Below are 19,255 nucleotides of genomic sequence, written 5' to 3'. Positions count from 1 at the left end.
TAGCTTGTGCAAAGCTGTCAGCTTCGGTCAGGTGGGGCTGTGAGTCAAACCCTGACTCGGTTCAATAGCGACGAATTTGCCTACAGGTCGTGTCGACATTGAAACCCGTCGCAGCGCTGAAGCAGTGACTACGCTTGCTGGAGATAACTCCACGAGTATTTCAATGCAACCGTTTCTGCAGTACTTCAAAGCGATGCTCAACCCCGGGCCAGGGGTGCTGCTCTTCGCCTTGAGAACCATCACGGCCGGGTTGCTGACGCTGTACCTGGCCTTTCTGTTCGACCTTGACCAGCCCAAGTGGTCAATCATGGCGGTGGTCATCGTCAGCCAGCCATTGGGTGGCATGGCCCTGGCCCGCAGTTTCGGCCAAGTCATCGGCACCACCCTGGGCGCGGCCGTTGCGGTGTTGATCATGGCGATCTTTCCGCAGGCGCCGTTGCCTTTCATCATCACGTTGGGGTTGTGGCTGGCGTTGTGCACGGCTGGCGGCACTTTATTGCGCTACACCAGCTCCCAGGCGTTTGTGCTGAGCGGTTACACGGCGGTGGTGGTCGCCTTGCTGGCGGTGCCTGATCAGGACGGTACATTCCTGCTGGCCGTTACTCGTGTCACCGAGACGCTGCTGGCGGTCGCCTGTGTCTGCGTCGTCAGCCTCCTGACTGCGCGCCCGGAGGCCGTGGCCCGGGACTACTTTGCCAAGATCGATCAAGTCATCAAGCTGCTGGCGATCCACGCTGCTGCCGTCATCCGCACCGAGGAAAGCGAGGCGGACTTTCATCGGCGGCAGATGCAATTGCTTGGCGCGATCAGCGCGCTGGAAGGGGTTCGCCGGCATCTGTATTTCGATGCGCCACGCCTGCGCAGCGCCAACGAGCTGGTGCAGTTGCTGGGCAATCAACTGGTGCTGCTGACCTCGCGCCTGACAGCGCTGCGCCACCAACGGGAATTGCTGACCGAGCGCTGGGAAGGCGCATTGCCGCTGGAAATTCAGCATCTGCGCGCCGAAGAACTGGCCTTTCTTGATGATCTGGCGGTGCAAGGGCGCTCGTTGTCGGCCGACGCTCGACATCATTTCGCAGCCTTGCAACAGCGTTTCGATGACCAGGCCTATAAGGCCGAGCAACTTACCGAAGCGATGCCGGCCACGCTGCGGTCACTGGCTTGGGCGCTGCGCTGGGAACAAGCGCGGATGCTGGAACAACTGGGGCAAATCCTGGAGCTGAGCGACGCGATCCAGGAGGGACGGCAAGCCAGTTGCGTGTTCCGCGGTCAGGACAATCCGCTGCACCTGGACTTCACTTTGGCGGCAATGAACGCCATCCGCGCATTCAGCGCCTTGATGGTCGCCGGCCTGATCTGGATCGAGACCGCGTGGGACGGCGCTCGTGGCGGGATGATCGTGGTCGGGATTCTCTGCTCGTTGATGGCGACGTTCCCACGGCCATTGCTGGCCAGCCAAAGCTTCGCCCGGGGGCTGGCGCTGGCCTTGGTGGTGTCGGCCTTGTACCTGTTCTTGCTGGTTCCAATGATCAGCGACTTCGAGTTGCTTGCCTTGTTATTGGCTCCGTTGCTCTATGCCGTCGCGGTGGGGTTGTCCAGTCCGCAAACCACCGGCACGGGCATCGGACTGGGGCTGACCACGATGTTGTTGCTGGGCCCGCAAAACGTAGGCGTTGGCCAAAACACCGCGATTGCGTGGTTCGAGTTCGCCGGTGCGTATATCTGCGCCGCCACGCTGGCATTGAGTGTCTATGCCTTGATCTTTCCGTTCAGGCCCGTTCTGCGGATTCGCCGACTGTTCAAGGAGAACTGTGAGCAGGTCTACGCTTTACTGAAGACACCGGTGACAGATGAACAGCAGTTTGCCTTTGAAAGTCGCATGGTCGATCGCCTGACGATGATGTTGGGGCTGTTGCCAGCGGCACAGGACGAAAAATCCAGCGAGCTGTTCGAGGTCAGCCTGGGGTGCATGGCCCTGGGTGTGGCGTTGAATCAGCTCAGGCAACAGGGGCAAGGCAACACGCTACTCAGTACCGAACAACAAAATCGCCTGATGGCCGCCGTCCGTGAGACAGGGCGATTGATCGCAGGGCGGCCCGGAATCGACGTCAATCCGCTGCTTGCCAACCTGTATGCCCTGGGCGACGAAATGGACGACCTGCAGCGGGTGGTTCATGAGCACCTGTGGTCGGTGTTCAGGATGCGCGTGGCGCTCCTGATCGTGGTGTCGTTTCTGGAGCGGCATCGCCAACACTTTCTACCTGCCGAACCCAAAGGAGTGCCGGCCCTTGCCCATTGATCTGGAAATAGGAGGCGTGTACCTGCCGCCGATCGCCCAGGCCCTGTTGCTGGCGTTGCCGATTTTCCTGCTGCTGGACTGGATCCTGCGCCGTCTCGGTGTGCTGCGTTTCGTCTGGCATGAAGCCCTGTTCGAGGGCGCGTTATACGCCTGTGTATGCGCCACCCTGATCCTGGTGATGGGAGCCTGATGCCTTGAAGAAGATCCTCGCCCGACTGACGACCGTTGCATTGGTGGTGCTGGCTTTTGTCCTCGGTTGGTACGCCTGGGAACATTACACTCGCGCACCCTGGACCCGTGATGCTCGGGTTCGCGCGGACGTGGTGACCTTGTCCGCCGATGTCTCGGGGCGCATCGTCAGCCTGACGGTGCACGACAACCAGCATGTCGATAAAGGCCAGCTGTTGCTGGAGATTGACCCGGCCCGCTACAGGCTGGCGGTGGAGCATGCCAAGCGTTCGGTGGAAGTGGCGAAAGCCTCTTTAGGGCAATCCGAAGCGACCATTGTTTCCAGCCAGGCGCTGCTCAGGCAGCGTCAGAGCGAAGAGCACCGGCGTCGCACACTCAAGGACCGTGCGGCGATCTCTGGCGAGGAGTGGGAAAAGTCCAGCACGGATGTGGCCGTGGCGCAGGCTGAATTGCTGCGCAACCAGGCCAACCTCGGTTTGGCCCAGGCTAATGTGCAACTGGCCATCGCCGCATTGACCCAGGCTGAACTCGACTTGCAGCGCACCCGGGTCGAAGCGCCCGTCAGCGGTTACGTGACGAATCTGCTCACCCGACAGGGTGACTATGCCGCTGCGGGTGGCGCGTTGTTGGCGTTGGTTGATAGCGACTCGTTTTATGTCAGTGGCTACTTCGAAGAAACCAAGCTACCGCGAATAGAGGAGGGCGATCGCGTCAGGATCGAGTTGATGAGCGGCGAGACGTTCGGCGGCACCGTCCAAAGCATTGCCTTTGCCATCGCCGACCGGGAGAACCTGCCCGGTGGACGATTGCTGGCAAACATCAACCCCAGTTACACCTGGGTCAAATTGGCGCAACGGGTGCCGGTGAGAATTCAGATAGACGCCGACTATGTCGCCAAAAATCGCCTGCGTGCCGGGACCACGGCCACCGTGACCGTCATGGAAGACCACAAATCTCAAGACCAACCCTAGTCTTCCCACAGTGGATGGTGGTGCATAAGTACTCGGTGGACTTTTTTATTGCCCGACGAAGTAGTAATGCTGTTCCCCGACCTTCATGGATTTGAGCAGTTTCAAGGGCGCGGGTGGTTCGGCATCGGCCGCCATGACCGCTACATTGGAGGGCGACGCTGTCAGAAACTCATGTAGCTGCGCCTCGGTATCCAATCCTTTGAGCACGCGGTGGGTATAGAACACGCTGGCGCCGCCCAGGCGTTCGTTGGCTTGATACAGTGCGACTTGTTGACCGTTGGCTTGCAGGGTCTGGATGTGCTCGGTCAGTGGCAGGAACGACAATGTGCGGTCGGCGTGGGGTAGCGCCCATTGTGCGGCGGCGAGGTAGCCGCCGATCACCACCGCCAGCGTGCTAAACGCGACGCTGCGGCGATGGCGGGTAACGCTGGCTGCCAGGGTGGAGACGTTTTGCCGAGCCTTCAGTTTTGCGTAAAGGACGCTCGCGTACTCGGCGGCAATGACGGCCGCCGCCGGCGTCATCGACATCAGGTACACCGTGCGTTTACTTGAAGCCAACGTCAGCATGACGAACTGCGCCAGTATCCATAGGGTGAAGAACAACAGGTAACGATTGGCCATCAGGCTTTTGCGGAAATGCCACAACCCCAGGTACACCAGAATGTTCCAGGGCAAAAACGCCTCGGGCAGTTTGGCCAGGTAGTAGTAGAACGGTTCGTAATGACCGGCTTCCACGAAGGAGCCACTGAAGCGTCCGACGCTATTGGTCAGCAGCACTTGCGTCACGGCCTGGATGCCGCCGCGTTGATACAGCAGCGCCAGCCAGATCATCAAGGGCAGCAATCCCAGCAGTGTCAGCAGGCCCGGGCGTAGCCAGTGCGAGAGGCAAAGGCGCTTGTCCATCAGGCTTTCGGCCAGCAAAAAGGCGAAGATCACCACCCCTGGCATCGCCAGTCCCAGAATGCCTTTGCTCAAGGTGGCGATGGCGATGCCCAGGGCAAACAACAACGCGTTGCCGGGACTCGATTGTCGATGTCCCTGGAAGAACGCCAGCAGCGCCAGCGTCACGCCTAGGGCGAGCAACGCGTCTTCGCCGACGCCACGCACATTGCTCCAGTAACTGGCCATGGTTGCCAACAGCAATGCCGCGGTCCAGGCCAGGGCTGTTGGCCGGCCGAAGCGTCGCAGCATCGCGAACAACAGCATCACGCTGAGCAAACCGGCACAGGCCGAGGTCAGGCGTACCGCCCACGGCGTGCCGCCGAATGCGCCGATCGCCCCGGCGTCGAGCCACAGGCTCAGGGGGGGTTTTTCCAGGAAGGGTTCACCGAACAAGCGAGGCGTCACCCAGTCGTTGTCCAGGTGCATTTCCATGGCAATGCCGGCGACCCGCGCCTCGGTGGAACCTTGCAGTTGGTGATTGCCCAGGGCGAAGAAAAACAGCAGCACGGCGAGCAAAAACAGTGAGGAAGTAGAGCGCGACATGGGCTTTCGGAGACCGGGGAGGGGGTGCGGGCCCGAAGCATACGAAGCGAATCCTTAACAAAACGTGAACGAGGTGTGAAAGCTTAGGAAAACTGGAGACAAAGGCCTGTTGTGCCAGGCGCGAGCGGATTTTTGCGGCCGTGTAGTGATCGTCGGGCCGAACCGGCGACCACGGGTCGAGGTGAGCCTGGTTGCGCGGGTAGAAGTCGGCAGGGAGAGGATTGTCATTGGGTGCTCCGGATTACGGTTGACGATGACCCATCTACAGGCAAAAAAAAGCCCCGTGACCGAATGAGGCACGGGGCTAAAAAACTGGCTGGTTGCGACCAACCAAAAGGAGCGCTTTAAAACATTACTTGCTGGCCACCGTCTCGGGTTGCCAGCCTCCGCCAAGGGCTTTGTAAATCGCGACAATGCCGTGATACAAATCAGTTTCGGCCAGCGCCTGGGTATCTTCTGCCGCCAGACGCTCACGCTGGGCATCCAGCAGGACGAGGAAGTCCACGGTGCCTTCGCGGTAGCGAATTTCGGCCAGGTCCGCGGCGGCACGGCTCGCTTCGCTTTGACGAATCAGCGAGATCAAGCGTTGCTGGCGTTTGCCATAGTCGCTGAATGCGTTTTCCGACTCTTCCAGGGCCAGCAGCACTTGCTGCTCGTAGGTGGCCAGAGCGCCTTCGGCATTGGCATCGGCGGCGCGCAAACGTGCCCGCACGCTGCCCAGGTCAAATGCCGCCCAAGTGATGCTTGGGCCCAGTGCCCAGGCATTGGCGGCCGAGGAACCGATTTGCGAACCACGCCCGGCGGTAAAGCCAAGGAAGCCGCTGAGACTGACCTGAGGGAACAAGTCGGCCTTGGCCACGCCGATACGGGCCGTGGCGGAGGCCAGTTTGCGTTCGGCGCTGCGGATGTCCGGACGACGTTGCAGCAATTCGCCGGGATCACCGATCGGTAAAGCCTTGGCGATGGCCGGCAAGCTCTTTGGACTCAGGTCGACGGTCAATTTGTCCGGACGCTCACCCAACAGGGTGGCGATACGGTTTTTCTGCCGAACCTGTTCAGCCTGCAACTGAGGCACGCTGGCTTCGACCGAGGCGAGGCGTGCATCGGCACGCTCCACGTCCAGTTGGTCGCCGACGCCGGCATCGCGCAGGCTTTCAGTGATCTTGCGCGACTCCTGCTGGTTGTTCAGGTTGGCCAGGGCGATCTTTTCACGCAGTTGCGCACCGCGCAGTTGGCCATAGGAATCCACCAGTTCGGCAATCATGCTGACTTGCAGTTGGTACAGATCGGCTTCAAGCGCTTGCTGTTCGGCGTCGGCCGATTCGAGGTTGCGCTGGATACGGCCAAACAGATCGATCTCCCAGGCCATGTCCAGGCCGAGGTCGTAGCGTTCGCTGTTGACCCGCTGGTTGGTCTGGCCCGGAATCTGCCCCTTGGCCAGATCGCTGCTGGCGCGGCTGGTAACGGTCGGCATGGCGTCATTGCTGACGTCATCACGAATCGCCCGGGCGGCTTTCCAGCGGGCGAATGCCACCCGCAAATCACGGTTGCCTTGCAGCGACTGAGTCACCAACTGATTGAGCGTCGGGTCTTCGAACTGCTGCCACCAGATGCCTTCGAAGCGCGAGCGGTCGAAGTTCTTCTGACCGGCAGCGCCATCGGTGGCGGTGGTGATATTGGCCGGTTCAGTGGCTGGGGTCTTGTAGTCCGGGCCGACGGCACAGGCACTCAGTGCCAGTACCAGCAGGCTCGGCAGGAAGGCTTTCAGGCTCATTGTTGCGCCTCCAATTGCTTTTGATGATTCAGCGCCTTGGCCGCTTTGCGCGCTTCACCGCGCTCCACAAAGTTACGAATCAGTACGTAGAACACAGGCGTCAGCAACAGGCCGAAGAAGGTCACCCCGAGCATCCCGGAGAACACCGCCACACCCATGGCGTGACGCATTTCAGCACCGGCACCGCTGGAGAAGACCAGAGGCACCACGCCCATGATGAACGCGAAGGAGGTCATCAGGATCGGACGCAGACGCAGACGGCAAGCTTCCAGAACCGCCGCCAGCGGGTTGAGGCCTTCCTGCTGTTTATCCTTGGCAAACTCGACGATCAGAATCGCGTTCTTACAGGCAAGCCCTACCAGTACGATCAAACCGATCTGGGTGAAGATGTTGTTGTCGCCACCCGAGGCGATCACACCGGTAATGGCCGACAGCAAGGTCATCGGTACGATCAGGATCACCGCCAGTGGCAGGCTCCAGCTTTCGTACTGTGCGGCGAGCACCAGGAACGCCAGCAAGACGCAGAGCGGGAACACAAACAACGCGGTGTTGCCGGACAGAATCTGCTGGTAGGTCAGGTCGGTCCATTCGTAGGTCATGCCGTTAGGAAGTTCATCCTTGAGCAGTTTCTCGATGGCCGCCTGAGCCTGGCCGGAGCTGTAGCCTGGAGCTGCCGCACCGTTGATTTCAGCGGTGATGAAGCCGTTGTAGTGCATCACGCGGTCCGGCCCCGAGGTGTCGCTGACCTTGATGAAGGTCGCCAGCGGGATCATCTCGCCTTTGTTGTTGCGCACTTTCAGCTGACCGATCTGGTCCGGTTCAAGACGGAACTGCTGTTCAGCCTGAACGTTGACCTGATATGTCCGACCGAAGCGGTTGAAGTCGTTGGCATACAGCGAACCCAGGTAGATCTGCAGGGTGTCGAAGATGTCGCTGACGGCCACGCCGTGGGTCTTGGCTTTCTCGCGGTCGATAGCAGCATCGACCTGCGGCACGTTCACGGTGTAGCTGGTGAACAGGGCGGCCAGTTCCGGCACGTTGTGGCTTTTGGTAATGATGTTCATGGTCTCTTTGTACAGCTCGTCGTAGCCGAGGTTGCCCTTGTCTTCGATCTGCAGGCGGAAACCACCGATGGTGCCTAGACCCTGTACTGGCGGGGGCGGGAAGATCGCCATGTAGGCTTCCTGAATCCCGGCAAACTGACCATTCAAGGCACCGGCAATCGCACCGGCGGACATGCTCGGGTCTTTACGCTCGTCGAACGGTTTCAGGGTCACGAACACGATGCCAGCGTTCGGACTGTTGGTGAAACCGTTGATCGACAGGCCAGGGAAGGCCACCGCACTTTCCACGCCAGGCTGTTTCAGGGCCAGGTCGGACATGCGTTTGATCACGTCTTCGGTACGGTCCAGGCTTGCCGCATCCGGCAGTTGCGCGAAGGCCACCAGGTATTGTTTGTCCTGGCCGGGTACGAAGCCGGTCGGGGTGTGGGCGAAACCGAAGAAGGTCAGCACCATCAGGCCTGCGTACAACAGCAGTGCAATACCGCTGCTGCGGATAACCCGGGCTACGGTGCCGACATAGCCATGGCTGGCACGTTCGAAGAACCGGTTGAAGGGACGGAACAGCCAACCGCCCAATAGTTTATCAAGCACTTTGGTAAAGCGATCTTTCGGTGCACTGTGGCTCTTGAGCAGCACGGCGGCCAGGGCAGGGGACAGCGTCAGCGAGTTGAACGCCGAGATCACGGTCGAGATGGCAATGGTCAGGGCAAACTGTTTGTAGAACTGGCCGGTGAGTCCGGAAATGAACGCCGCCGGGATAAATACCGCACACAGCACCAGCGCCGTCGCAATGATCGGCCCGGTCACCTCTCGCATAGCTTTCTTGGTGGCTTCTACGGGCGTTTCTCCCAGCTCGATGTGCCTCTCCACGTTCTCCACCACCACGATGGCGTCGTCCACCACGATACCGATGGCCAGTACCAGCCCGAACAGCGACAGCGCATTCAGCGAGAAGCCGAACAGGTGCATCACGGCAAACGTACCGATCAGCGAAACCGGCACCGCCACCAACGGAATGATCGAGGCGCGCCAGGTTTGCAGGAACAGGATCACTACCAGTACAACGAGGATCAGTGCTTCGAAGAGGGTGTGGACCACCGCCTCGATGGAACCGCGCACGAAGATCGTCGGGTCATAGACGATGCTGAAGTCCATGCCTTCCGGGAAGTTCTTCTTCAGTTCGGCCATCTTGTCGCGAACTTCGTTGGAGATCTCGATCGCGTTCGAACCCGGACGCTGGAAGATCGGGATCGCCACCGCCGGCTGGTTGTTCAGCAACGAGCGCAGGGCGTATTGGCTGGAACCCAGTTCAACGCGAGCGATGTCTTTGAGGCGGGTAATCTCACCGTTGTCGCCGGAGCGAATGATGATGTTCTCGAACTCTTCTTCAGAAACCAGACGGCCCTGGGTGTTGACCGACAGCTGGAAAGCAGTGGCATTCGGCGCAGGCGGCGCGCCCAGTGCACCGGCCGCCACTTGACGGTTCTGCTCGCGGATCGCCGTCACGACATCGGTCGCAGTCAGGTTGCGCGAAGCGGTCTTGTTCGGGTCGAGCCATACCCGCAGGGAGTAATCGCCCATGCCGAACAGTTGCACGTCACCGACACCGCCCAGACGCGCCAGCTCATCCTTGATGTTGAGCAAGGCGTAGTTGGACAGGTAGAGCATGTCGTAGCGTTTGTCTGGCGAGGTCAAGTGCACCACCATCGTCAGGTCCGGAGAGGCCTTGTCAACGGTGATACCGATGCGCGTCACTTCTTCTGGAAGCTTGGGCTCGGTGCGGGTCACTCGGTTCTGCACCTGGACCTGTGCGTTGTCCAGGTCAGTGCCCAGCGCAAAGGTGATGGTCAGGGTGATCTTGCCGTCAGCGGTGGATTGCGAGGACATGTACAGCATGTTCTCGACGCCGGTAATGGCTTGCTCAAGAGGCGCTGCCACCGTTTCACCGATGACTTTTGGGTTGGCGCCCGGGAAGTTGGCACGAACCACCACCGTCGGTGGCACCACTTCCGGGTATTCGCTGATCGGCAACTGGAACAGCGAGATGGCGCCGGCGATCAGGATCAGCAGCGAGAGTACCGCTGCAAAGATCGGCCGTGAAATGAAGAATTGGGAAAAATTCATCGAAGTTGTCGTCCCTTAACCGCGTGGAGTCGCAGCAGCCAGTTTCACAACCGAGCCCGGCGCGACCTTGGCAGGTGCGACTTGGGGCAGGTTGCTGGCTTCCAGCGCTTGTCGTTGTTGTGCGAGTGCCGCGAGGGTTTGTTCACTGGCCATCGGGATCACTTCGGGAGTGACCGGCGAGCCAGGGCGAACCCGTTGCAGACCCTTGACGATGACGGTGTCATCCTTGTTCAGGCCGCTGCGCACGATGCGCAAGCCTTCGATCTTCGGACCGAGCTCGACCGCGCGATAGGCTGTCTTGTTGTCAGCATCCATCACCAGCACGAACTTCTTGCCCAGGTCAGTACCGACCGCTTCATCGTTGATCAGCACGGCGGAGTAGGTGCCGCTGCCGACCAGCTTCAGACGGGCATAAAGGCCCGGGGTGTAGGTGCCGTCGGCGTTGTCGAACACGGCGCGACCGCGGATGGTGCCGGTTTTCGGATTGACCTGGTTGTCGACGAAGTTCATCACGCCCTGGTGCGGGTTGCCGTCTTCGTTGGACAGGCCGAGGTAAACCGGAGTGGTTGCACCGCGTTTGCCCTGGCGAGCGAGCTGGGTGTATTTGAGAAACACACGTTCGTCTGCGTCGAAGTAGGCGTAGACCTTGTCGGTGGAAACAACACTGGTCAGCGCGGTGGTATCGGCGGTGACCAGGTTGCCGGCGGTGATTTCCGCACGGCTGACGCGACCGCTGATAGGCGCAGTGACGCGGGTGAAACTCAGGTTCAGTTTGGCCAGATCGAGTTGCGCCTGAAGGGCACCGACGGCGGCGCGGGCTTCTTGTGCGGCACTGGTGCGCGAATCGGCGAGTTCGGCGGAGATCGCGTTGCTGGTACGCAGGCGTTCGCCACGCTGGGCTTCGTTATCGCTGCGGTTGGCATTGGCACGTGCCTGGGCAACCAGGGCTTCGAGTCGGCGGACCTCAGCCTGGAACGGACGCGGGTCGATCTGGAACAGCAAGTCGCCTTTCTTGACCAGTGCGCCTTCAGTGAAGGCCACTTCATCAATCTGGCCCGAGACCCGTGGACGAATTTCTACGGTTTCAGGCGCTTCGAGGCGCCCGGTGAATTCGTCCCACTCATTGACCGGTTGTTCCAGCACCTTGGCGACGCTGACTTTTGCCGCCGGCATGGTAGCGGCAGACTGCGGGGCCTTGCCGCACGCGCTCATCACCAGTACGGCCAGCAAGGCCAACGGGAAGCGCAAATGTTTGAGTGACTGTTCCATGGATGCATCCGCCAATGTATTGAGAATGGACGGATGATGCTCGGGGGAGGGTGTATCTCACGAATCGAATGAACCAAAGGTAACTATCATTCGGAATGATATAAGACTGAGTCTAGCCCTCTAGCATGCGCCTTCGGTTAGAAAGCGATCAATCGGGTTGATAGCAATTGTGTGTTGCCTGAACTGCAAAGGTCCAAGCCAGGGCCGCAACCGCAGTAATGTCTATGGCCACTGGTTGACCTTTAGCCCCCAAGTGGTAGCGACGAACACTTTGGGGTCGATTTTTGACACTTCTGCATGGACCGTGTTGCCGACAATTGGTGCCTGACAATCTCGAATCGGAGCGCCGACATGCTGACACTGACTGAACCTTGCCGGCAACAACCGCCAGCGCTGCGCATCGGCTTCTGGTTGCTGGAAGACTTTGACCTGTATGCGCTGGCCAATGCACTGGAACCTTTACGCCTGGCCAACCAAGTGGACGGACGCAGCGTCTGCCAATGGCAGATTGTCAGCCTGGAGGGCGGGAATCTGAACGCCAGCAACGGCATTGCCACCGCCACCACCCGACTGGATCAGGCACACCCCCTGGATGTGTTGATCCTGTGTGGTGGCGACAACCCGGACACTCCAGCGCAGTCTCAAGAACTGCGCCAGCAGTTGCACCACTGGGCCGCGCAGCCCGTGGGCCTGGGCGCATTGGGCAAGGCTGGTTGGCTGCTGGCGCAGATCGGCGCACTGGACGGTTTCCGGTGCAGCCTGCCTGAACCCGGGCCTTCACCGTCGTTTTGCGCTTCCAGCGATTTGAGCCCGGTAGCCGCCCCATTTTGTGTCGACCGCCAGCGACTGACGTGTGTCGGGCCGCAAGCCGTTCAAGGGCTGATGCACGAACTGCTGGCCCGGTCTCACGGTCGCGGCTTGGTGCTGCGGATGGAAAAACACGCAGCCCGTCAGGCCAGGCCTCTGCAGTCGGTGCACAACGCGCCAGCGAAACTTCAGGCGACCCTGGCGTTGATGAATGATCACCTGACCCGCACATTGGCTATCGACGAATTGGCCGAGGCCATGGGTATTTCCCGCCGGCACCTGGAGCGCCTGTTCAAACGCAGCCTGGGATGTTCGCCCTCCCGGCACTATCTGGACCTGCGCTTGCAACGGGCACGTCAGTTACTGCAGACCAGTCAACATCCCATGACAGATATCGCTCAGCAGTGCGGATTTGTTTCGCTGCAGCACTTCTTCCGCTGCTACCGCCAATACTTTGGTGCGCACGCGCGCGATCATGTGGAAGCGGGATAACCCGCAGTGAGGCCCTGAGAGGCCGTCAAACCGCAATCGCGAGCAAGCTCGCTGCAATGCCCCCGCCAAGTCACCTTCATCGGTGTTTGCCGGGGGCATTGTCGTTTCTGCCGGATCGCTTTTTGCGTCACGTTGGCAAAGAGCGGATCTGATCAACTACAGGTCGGATTCGCGCAAAAAACCTCACCTTGCATCTGTTCGAATGATCCTCAGCGGCCCGCCAGAGTGGCGCTTCCCGTCGATCAATCACTGACAAGGATAAACGCTATGCAAATGCCAAAAACCATCCAGATCAAGAACGGCGAAAAAGTGACACCGACGTTCTCGGCTCAGGAATATGCCAATCGCCAGGCCAAATTACGGGCGTATCTGGCTCAGAACAATATCGACGCGGCAGTCTTCACGTCCTATCACAACATCAACTACTACAGCGATTTCCTTTACTGCTCGTTCGGTCGCCAGTACGCCTTGGTCGTGACCCAGGACAGTGCCGTGACCATCAGCGCCAACATCGATGGCGGCCAACCTTGGCGCCGGACCATGGGCACTGAAAACATTGTCTACACCGACTGGCAGCGTGATAACTATTTCGTCGCGATCCAGCAAGCGTTACCCAAGGCCGGGCGTATCGGCATTGAGTTCGACCATTTGAATTTGCTCAACCGTGACAAACTGGCCAGTCGTTACCCGCAGGCCGAACTGGTGGATATCGGCGCGCCCTGCATGCGTATGCGCATGATCAAGTCCGCCGAAGAACACGCGATCATCCGTCATGGTGCCCGAGTGGCAGACATCGGCGGTGCCGCCATCGTCGAAGCCTTGCGTGATCAAGTGCCGGAATACGAAGTGGCCCTGCACGCCACCCAGGCGATGGTGCGCGAGATTGCCCGCACGTTCCCTGACTCCGAGCTGATGGACACCTGGACCTGGTTCCAGTCCGGCATCAACACCGACGGCGCCCATAACCCGGTGACGTCGCGCAAGGTCAACAAGGGCGACATCCTCAGCCTCAATTGCTTCCCGATGATCGCCGGTTACTACACCGCACTGGAACGTACCCTGTTCCTGGATCACTGTTCAGACGAGCATCTGCGATTGTGGGAAGTGAACGTCAAAGTGCACGAGGCCGGTCTGAAACTGATCAAGCCGGGCATGCGCTGCTGCGATATCGCCCACCAATTGAACGAGATCTTCCTGGAACACGATCTGCTGCAATACCGCACCTTTGGCTACGGCCACTCCTTCGGCACGCTGAGCCATTACTACGGCCGCGAAGCCGGGCTGGAACTGCGCGAAGACATCGACACGGTACTGGAGCCAGGAATGGTGGTGTCCATTGAACCGATGATCATGCTGCCCGAAGGCCTTCCGGGTGCCGGCGGTTATCGTGAGCACGACATTTTGATCGTCAACGAGCAGGGCGGGGAAAACATCACCAAATTCCCGTATGGCCCGGAACACAACATCATCAAGAAGTAAGGCCTGGCGCCGCACAGTGAACCTGTGCGGCGTTTTGCGTTAAGGAGTGGCAAAAAATCTTCCCGGTGGCTCAGGTAAACCGGAAAAAAACAACGCCTGCACGCCAAAAGCGCGCAGCCTCTACTGACCCTTAACCCTGCCAAGTAAAACAATAGAGGGTATTTGTCATGTTCATCGTCCCGACTTCTTTTCTCGACAACCGCGCCTTTCACACCGGAGGTGCCCAATGAGCACCCACAGCGCAAGCCTGACGCCGACCCTGGCGCAAAAACTTGAACAGACCGCCGAGCGCAAAGCCTTGCGGCGCGCAGCCAGTGCCAGCTTCATGGGCAACTTTGTCGAATGGTTCGACTATGCGGCCTACGGCTATCTGGCCACCGTGATCGCGTTGACCTTTTTTCCGCAGACCGACAAGGCGAGCGCGCTGCTGGCGACCTTCGCGGTGTTCGCGTTGTCGTTCATCGTTCGCCCTTTAGGAGGCTTGGTCTGGGGCCACTTCGGTGACAAGTACGGGCGGCGCAGTGCGTTGTCCTGGTCGATCCTGATCATGTCGATCTCGACCTTCTGCATCGGCATCCTGCCGACTTACCACCATATTGGCCTGTGGGCACCGGCATTGTTGCTGCTGATTCGCTTGTGCCAGGGCTTCTCCGCTTCGGGTGAGTACGCCGGGGCATCGGCCTTTCTCGCCGAGTACGCTCCCGAGGGCAAGCGCGGTTTGTACACCAGCATTGTTCCGGCGAGCACGGCGGCCGGTCTGTTGTTTGGCGCGGTGTTCGTGGCGGGGCTGCATGCGTGGATGAGTGTCGACGACCTGCACAGTTGGGGGTGGCGGCTGCCGTTTTTGCTGGCCGCGCCGTTCGGGCTGGTGGGGCGCTATATCCGCATGAGTCTGCAAGACACGCCCAAGTTTCTGGAGATGGAAAAGCGCCTGGAAGCGAAGGAGTGCGCGACCCACGCCCCCGTTCGCGAGTTGCTGACTGTCCATCGGCGTAGCGTCATGATCGGTATTGGCGTGACCTGCCTGAACGCCGTGGCGTTTTACTTGCTGCTCAGCTACATGCCGACGTACCTGTCGACCGAAATGGGCATGAGCGAGCGTGATTCGTTCCTGGCGTCGACGGTGTCGCTGGCGACCTACATCGGCCTGATTTTCCTGATGGGCAAGCTGTCGGACCGGTTCGGCCGCAAGACCATGCTGCTGACCGCCTCGGTGCTGTTCCTGGCGCTGACCTTTCCGCTGTTTGGCATGCTGGAGAACCAGCCGCTGATTGTGATCTTGATGATCCAGATTGCCTTCGGCGCCATCCTGGCGATGAACGACGGCACCTTGCCGTGTTTCCTCGCCGAGATATTCCCCACCCGCGTACGCTTCAGTGGCTTTGCCTTCAGCTTCAATATCGCTAACGCGGTGTTTGGCGGCACCGCACCGTTTATCGCGACCTGGCTGATTCAACTGACCGGCAACAAAATGGCCCCGGCCTGGTATTTGTTGGCGGCAGCGGCGGTGGCGTTGGTTGCCATGCTGGCGAGTCGGGAAACGGCGCATAAGGCGTTACAAGACTGATCTGCACTCGGCGCGTTGAAGGACGCCATCGCGGGCAAGCCCGCTCCCACGGTTGACCGAGTTGTCCAGGAGGGCACCGTTCAATGGGGGCGCGGGCTTGCCCGCGAAGAGGCTTGCTCAGGCTATCTCAATGTCGAATGCCGGCACTCAATGCACCGCCGCCACTTGCTTGCGCTCACCAATGGGCGATACGCCGAAGAAGCGGCTGTAGCACTTGGAGAAATGCGCTGGCGAAACAAAGCCGCAGGCGAGGGCGATGTCGCGCACTTGCGACTCACTGCGCAGCAATAACTGTCGAGCCCGTGACAGGCGCAGTTCCAGGTAGTACTGGCTCGGCGTGCGTTGCAGGTGCTTGTGAAACAGCCGTTCCAGCTGCCGCACCGACACCTCGTTCAAACGCGCGAGCTCCTCAAGGCTCACCGGCTCTTCGAGGTTAGCCTCCATGATCGCCACCATCTGGCTGAGCTTGGGCTGGGAGGTGCCCAGTTTTTGCCGCAACGGCACCCGCTGTTGCTCCTGCGCGCCCCGCACCCGATCGCACAGCAACAGCTCGGCTGCATGGGCCGCGATGTCCCGACCACCCGGTTCGCGGGCAATCAATTGCAGCGTCATGTCCATTGATGCGACGCCACCGGAGCAGGTGTAGCGATCCCGATCCAGCTCGAACAGCTGGTTGGAAATGATGATCCCCGGGAACCGCTCCTTCAGCGCTTCGATGTCTTCCCAGTGAATCGTGCAGCGATAGCCCTTGAGCAAATCGGCGCGCGCCAATAAATGACTCCCGGTACAAATCCCGCCCAGCGGCACCTGGTCATGTGCCAGCTTGCGCAGCCAATTGAGCAACGGTCGGCTGCTGTGGTTGGAAACGATCGGGTTGGAGCCGACAACAAACAGAATGTCGAGCTTGGGGGCGTCGTTGATGGTGTAGTCGGGCAGGATGCGCATGCCATTGCTGGCAGTCACCGGATCCAGGGTGGCGGCGATGATCACCGTACGGAACATCGGTTTGCGCGCTGCCATATTGGCCATGCGCAAGGTCTCCACGGCGGAGGCGAAGCCGATCGTGGTGAAGTTGGGGATGACCAGAAAACCCACGGTTTTTACCGGTCGTTGTTCATTAGTCGAACGTCCTGCGGCGGGTTTCGCCACTTGGAGTTTCGCCATCATTACCGCTCCTCAACTGCAAAAGTTACGCGCTCTTCGGCAAGCCGCCGACTCGGCAACATCATCTCGTTTTTATGGTTGTCAGCCCTGCTGGCGGGCTTGGGGATATTACACCGTGTCCCGGATCAATAGGCATATCGGGGAAGAAGAAGGGGGAGAAAGAAAGTAAAAAAACGGCCCGCTCATCGTGGGGAGCGGGCCGTAAAGAGGTGAACGGTCAATCGGTGGCGCGGTAGGTCAAAGAAGGTTCAAGGGTTTATGCGTTCACGCCAGTTCAGCGTTGCGCACCGTGCTCTTCCTGGCGTTGAAAATGGCACTCATACAGACGATGGACAGAGTGAGCGCACCCGTGGCAATCACTTCCATGCGGTGCTCGGGCAAAATCAGCATGACAATCAGGATGCTCAAAATACAGAAGATAACCAGGTAGCTGAGCCAAGGGTAAAACCACATCTTGAAGACGATCGGTTGTCCCGATGCATTCATCTTCTTGCGAAGCACCAGTTGAGAAACGGCAATGGCCAGATAGACCAGCAGTGCAACCGCGCCAGAGCTGGCCAGGAGGAAGGAGAACACTTCGTCGGGGGCAAAATAATTCAGTGCCGTGGTCAGGAAACCAACCGCAGTACTGGCCAGCACGGCAATGTAGGGCACCCCTGAAGAAGAGGTCTTCTGCAGGATTCGAGGACCATCCCCGCGCTTGCTCAGTGAAAAGACCATGCGTGACGCCGTATAGATGGCTGAGTTAAGGCAACTGGCGACCGCAATCAGGACGACGATATCTACAATCATTTTCGCGTGTGGAATGTTCATCAACTCAAGCGCTCTCTGATAAGAGCCGACTTGCATCAGCATCGGGTCGTTCCAGGGCACGATGGAGATGATGAGGAACACCGAGACGATGTAGAAAATCCCCATGCGCCAGACGACGGAGTTGGTCGCGCGGGTGATCTGTTTGGAAGGGTTTTGCGATTCAGCCGCGGCAATGGTGACGATTTCCGTGCCCATGAAGCTGAACACGGTGGTGAGCATGGCACCGACAACGGCGGACATGCCGTTGGGCATGAAACCACCGAACTCCTTGCTTAATTGAACGACGCCACTGACGTTCGTATCCGGTAATGCGCCGGCCAGGGCCAGCGCGCCAAGCGCGATAAACCCCAATACCGCAATGACTTTGAGCATGGCGAACCAGAATTCGAACTCGCCATAACGAGCGACACTGAACAGGTTGGTCAATGTCAGCAGGCCGGTGACGGCAATCGCGAACTCCCAGGTTTGTATCGAGGGAAACCAGGCGTGCAAGATCGCGGCGGCGGCAATGGCTTCGATGGGAATGACCAACACCCAGAACCACCAGTACAACCAGCCAATGGTAAAACCGGCACTGCGTCCCATTGCCCGCTCGGCATAGGTGGAAAATGAGCCTGTATCAGGCGATGCGACGGCCATTTCTCCCAGCATGCGCATGACCAGCACCACCAGGGTGCCGGAAAAGATGTACGCCAGAATGGCGGCCGGTCCTGCGGAGGCGATGGCGTGGCCTGAGCCGATGAACAGGCCGGCACCGATGGCACCGGCAATGGACAACATGGTGACGTGACGCTGCTTGAGGCCTGGGGCCAGAGTTGAGCTGCTGGACATGAGACTTACCCTTTTTATTATGCTTTGGAGGGTTGACGGCGGTTAGGTGTTTTGGCGCGTCCTTGTGCTCGTTATGTCTCTAAATCAAAAGCCTCTCGTACGGCGGCGCTGATGCCCGAGACGCAGACTTCAAGAATCAACTCGCCTTTCTCGCGACTCGAACCTTTAGGGGATGACAGGGTTCCGCAGGCAGGTGTGCGCTCCGGGATGATGGGGAAGACGTCGTAAGGCGGGAAGGTCGCTGGCGGGTGATCGACGGCACGGCTCAGATCGACCTTGTCGGGGTGAAGAGCGAGCATCAAGGACGTTTCGAAAATACCGCCATGTTCTATATCCCAGCCGAGGAAACCATCGGGATACAGTTTTGCGACGACGCCAGGATCGTTAACGAAGTCCCAATAGGACAGCACCACCACTTTGAAGTCATCGATGCCGCCGTAACGAAGTTCACGCAGCGCAAGGTCAATGCCCTCGACGATGAACATCGAGTTTTCATAGTGACCATTCATCATCACCAGCTTGCGTGCGCCATGGCGCGCCAGTTCTCTGATGATGTCCTGCACGGTATGGGTCAATGTGGCGCCATCGAGACTGGTCGTTCCAGGAAAGTGGTTGCCGCCTCCCGATTTCTGCTGGGACTTGTAGCCATACGCGAGTGCAGGCAGCACCAGGCCGCTGACAGTGTGTGCGACCGCTTTGCATATCGCGGTCGGCAGCAGAACATCGACCTCCATGCACATGTGATGGCCATGCTGCTCAAGTGCACCCACTGGCAGAAAGATCGGGCAGCCGGTAGCGACCTTCTCGGCATACTCCGGCCAGGTCAGCTCTCCAATAACCACGCTGTTGTTCATCTACACACCCTCTGAAAGTGATTGACCGCTTGGTGACTGCTCACCGGTGGATGGGGGCCGTTTGCCTGCTGTC

13 protein-coding genes are annotated in these 19,255 nt (G+C 59.5%); 6 read left to right on the top strand and 7 right to left on the bottom strand.

Annotated features, from left to right (window positions below; all coding sequences use genetic code 11):
• Positions 1 to 163 precede the first annotated feature (163 nt).
• The 3 genes from ACM6I0_RS11240 to ACM6I0_RS11230 are packed head-to-tail and all read left to right on the top strand — an operon-like array spanning position 164 to position 3,459.
• On the top strand, positions 164 to 2,299 hold the full coding sequence (locus tag ACM6I0_RS11240) for an FUSC family protein (protein WP_414922273.1): 2,136 nt from the start codon (positions 164 to 166) through the stop codon (positions 2,297 to 2,299).
• Positions 2,289 to 2,489 (top strand): DUF1656 domain-containing protein, encoded by a 201-nt coding sequence (locus ACM6I0_RS11235; protein ID WP_285429723.1) that lies wholly within the window; start codon positions 2,289 to 2,291, stop codon positions 2,487 to 2,489. Before ACM6I0_RS11240 ends, ACM6I0_RS11235 begins: the two co-directional genes overlap by 11 nt.
• Before the next feature lie 4 nt (positions 2,490 to 2,493).
• Complete coding sequence (locus ACM6I0_RS11230) at positions 2,494 to 3,459, top strand: biotin/lipoyl-binding protein (RefSeq protein ID WP_414922272.1); 966 nt, start codon at positions 2,494 to 2,496, stop codon at positions 3,457 to 3,459.
• 45 nt (positions 3,460 to 3,504) lie between these two features.
• Here ACM6I0_RS11230 and ACM6I0_RS11225 read toward each other — a convergent pair whose 3' ends face one another.
• From ACM6I0_RS11225 to mexE, 4 genes are all read right to left on the bottom strand, one after another.
• Positions 3,505 to 4,944 (bottom strand): ArnT family glycosyltransferase, encoded by a 1,440-nt coding sequence (locus tag ACM6I0_RS11225; protein ID WP_414922271.1) that lies wholly within the window; start codon positions 4,942 to 4,944, stop codon positions 3,505 to 3,507.
• 352 nt (positions 4,945 to 5,296) lie between these two features.
• The gene (locus ACM6I0_RS11220; protein WP_414922270.1) at positions 5,297 to 6,718 is read right to left on the bottom strand and encodes an efflux transporter outer membrane subunit; all 1,422 of its coding nucleotides are present in this window, start codon (positions 6,716 to 6,718) and stop codon (positions 5,297 to 5,299) included.
• Positions 6,715 to 9,906 (bottom strand): efflux RND transporter permease subunit, encoded by a 3,192-nt coding sequence (locus ACM6I0_RS11215; RefSeq protein ID WP_090184262.1) that lies wholly within the window; start codon positions 9,904 to 9,906, stop codon positions 6,715 to 6,717. Before ACM6I0_RS11215 ends, ACM6I0_RS11220 begins: the two co-directional genes overlap by 4 nt.
• A 15-nt stretch (positions 9,907 to 9,921) precedes the next feature.
• Positions 9,922 to 11,175: a multidrug efflux RND transporter periplasmic adaptor subunit MexE gene (mexE, locus tag ACM6I0_RS11210; protein ID WP_414922269.1), complete on the bottom strand. Its 1,254-nt coding sequence runs from the start codon at positions 11,173 to 11,175 to the stop codon at positions 9,922 to 9,924.
• A gap of 351 nt (positions 11,176 to 11,526) precedes the next feature.
• Between mexE and ACM6I0_RS11205 the strand changes: the two genes are divergently transcribed.
• From ACM6I0_RS11205 to ACM6I0_RS11195, 3 genes are all read left to right on the top strand, one after another.
• Positions 11,527 to 12,474 carry a GlxA family transcriptional regulator gene (locus ACM6I0_RS11205; protein ID WP_414922268.1) on the top strand — a complete coding sequence of 316 codons (948 nt, stop codon included), beginning with the start codon at positions 11,527 to 11,529 and terminating at the stop codon, positions 12,472 to 12,474.
• A 267-nt stretch (positions 12,475 to 12,741) separates the two neighbouring features.
• Positions 12,742 to 13,953 carry a M24 family metallopeptidase gene (locus ACM6I0_RS11200; protein ID WP_285429712.1) on the top strand — a complete coding sequence of 404 codons (1,212 nt, stop codon included), beginning with the start codon at positions 12,742 to 12,744 and terminating at the stop codon, positions 13,951 to 13,953.
• Between the two features lie 226 nt (positions 13,954 to 14,179).
• Positions 14,180 to 15,520 (top strand): MFS transporter, encoded by a 1,341-nt coding sequence (locus ACM6I0_RS11195; protein ID WP_285429711.1) that lies wholly within the window; start codon positions 14,180 to 14,182, stop codon positions 15,518 to 15,520.
• 147 nt (positions 15,521 to 15,667) lie between these two features.
• Here the strand turns inward: ACM6I0_RS11195 and ACM6I0_RS11190 are convergent, their stop codons facing one another.
• The 3 genes from ACM6I0_RS11190 to ACM6I0_RS11180 form a co-directional block, all read right to left on the bottom strand.
• Positions 15,668 to 16,684 (bottom strand): GlxA family transcriptional regulator, encoded by a 1,017-nt coding sequence (locus tag ACM6I0_RS11190; protein WP_414922544.1) that lies wholly within the window; start codon positions 16,682 to 16,684, stop codon positions 15,668 to 15,670.
• A 264-nt stretch (positions 16,685 to 16,948) separates the two neighbouring features.
• Positions 16,949 to 18,328, bottom strand: a complete 1,380-nt coding sequence (gene gabP, locus ACM6I0_RS11185) for a GABA permease (RefSeq protein ID WP_414922267.1) — start codon at positions 18,326 to 18,328, stop codon at positions 16,949 to 16,951.
• Positions 18,329 to 18,399: 71 nt separating this feature from the next.
• Positions 18,400 to 19,182 (bottom strand): creatininase, encoded by a 783-nt coding sequence (locus ACM6I0_RS11180; protein WP_414922266.1) that lies wholly within the window; start codon positions 19,180 to 19,182, stop codon positions 18,400 to 18,402.
• Between the last annotated feature and the right edge of the window lie 73 nt (positions 19,183 to 19,255).

Origin of the sequence: Pseudomonas sp. IT-P294 (assembly GCF_949767865.1) — a bacterium.
Classification (GTDB): Bacteria; Pseudomonadota; Gammaproteobacteria; order Pseudomonadales; family Pseudomonadaceae; genus Aquipseudomonas.
The sequence above is the reverse complement of the archived record's forward strand: the minus strand, read 5'-3'. Positions and strand labels throughout refer to the sequence as shown.

Coding starts and splice junctions, on each gene's coding strand:
- ACM6I0_RS11225 (WP_414922271.1), bottom strand. CDS start 4,944: ATGTCGCGCTCTACTTCCTCACTGTTTTTGCTCGCCGTGCTGCTGTTT.
- ACM6I0_RS11220 (WP_414922270.1), bottom strand. CDS start 6,718: ATGAGCCTGAAAGCCTTCCTGCCGAGCCTGCTGGTACTGGCACTGAGT.
- ACM6I0_RS11240 (WP_414922273.1), top strand. CDS start 164: ATGCAACCGTTTCTGCAGTACTTCAAAGCGATGCTCAACCCCGGGCCA.
- ACM6I0_RS11180 (WP_414922266.1), bottom strand. CDS start 19,182: ATGAACAACAGCGTGGTTATTGGAGAGCTGACCTGGCCGGAGTATGCC.
- ACM6I0_RS11215 (WP_090184262.1), bottom strand. CDS start 9,906: ATGAATTTTTCCCAATTCTTCATTTCACGGCCGATCTTTGCAGCGGTA.
- gabP (WP_414922267.1), bottom strand. CDS start 18,328: ATGTCCAGCAGCTCAACTCTGGCCCCAGGCCTCAAGCAGCGTCACGTC.
- ACM6I0_RS11200 (WP_285429712.1), top strand. CDS start 12,742: ATGCAAATGCCAAAAACCATCCAGATCAAGAACGGCGAAAAAGTGACA.
- mexE (WP_414922269.1), bottom strand. CDS start 11,175: ATGGAACAGTCACTCAAACATTTGCGCTTCCCGTTGGCCTTGCTGGCC.
- ACM6I0_RS11190 (WP_414922544.1), bottom strand. CDS start 16,684: ATGGCGAAACTCCAAGTGGCGAAACCCGCCGCAGGACGTTCGACTAAT.
- ACM6I0_RS11195 (WP_285429711.1), top strand. CDS start 14,180: ATGAGCACCCACAGCGCAAGCCTGACGCCGACCCTGGCGCAAAAACTT.
- ACM6I0_RS11205 (WP_414922268.1), top strand. CDS start 11,527: ATGCTGACACTGACTGAACCTTGCCGGCAACAACCGCCAGCGCTGCGC.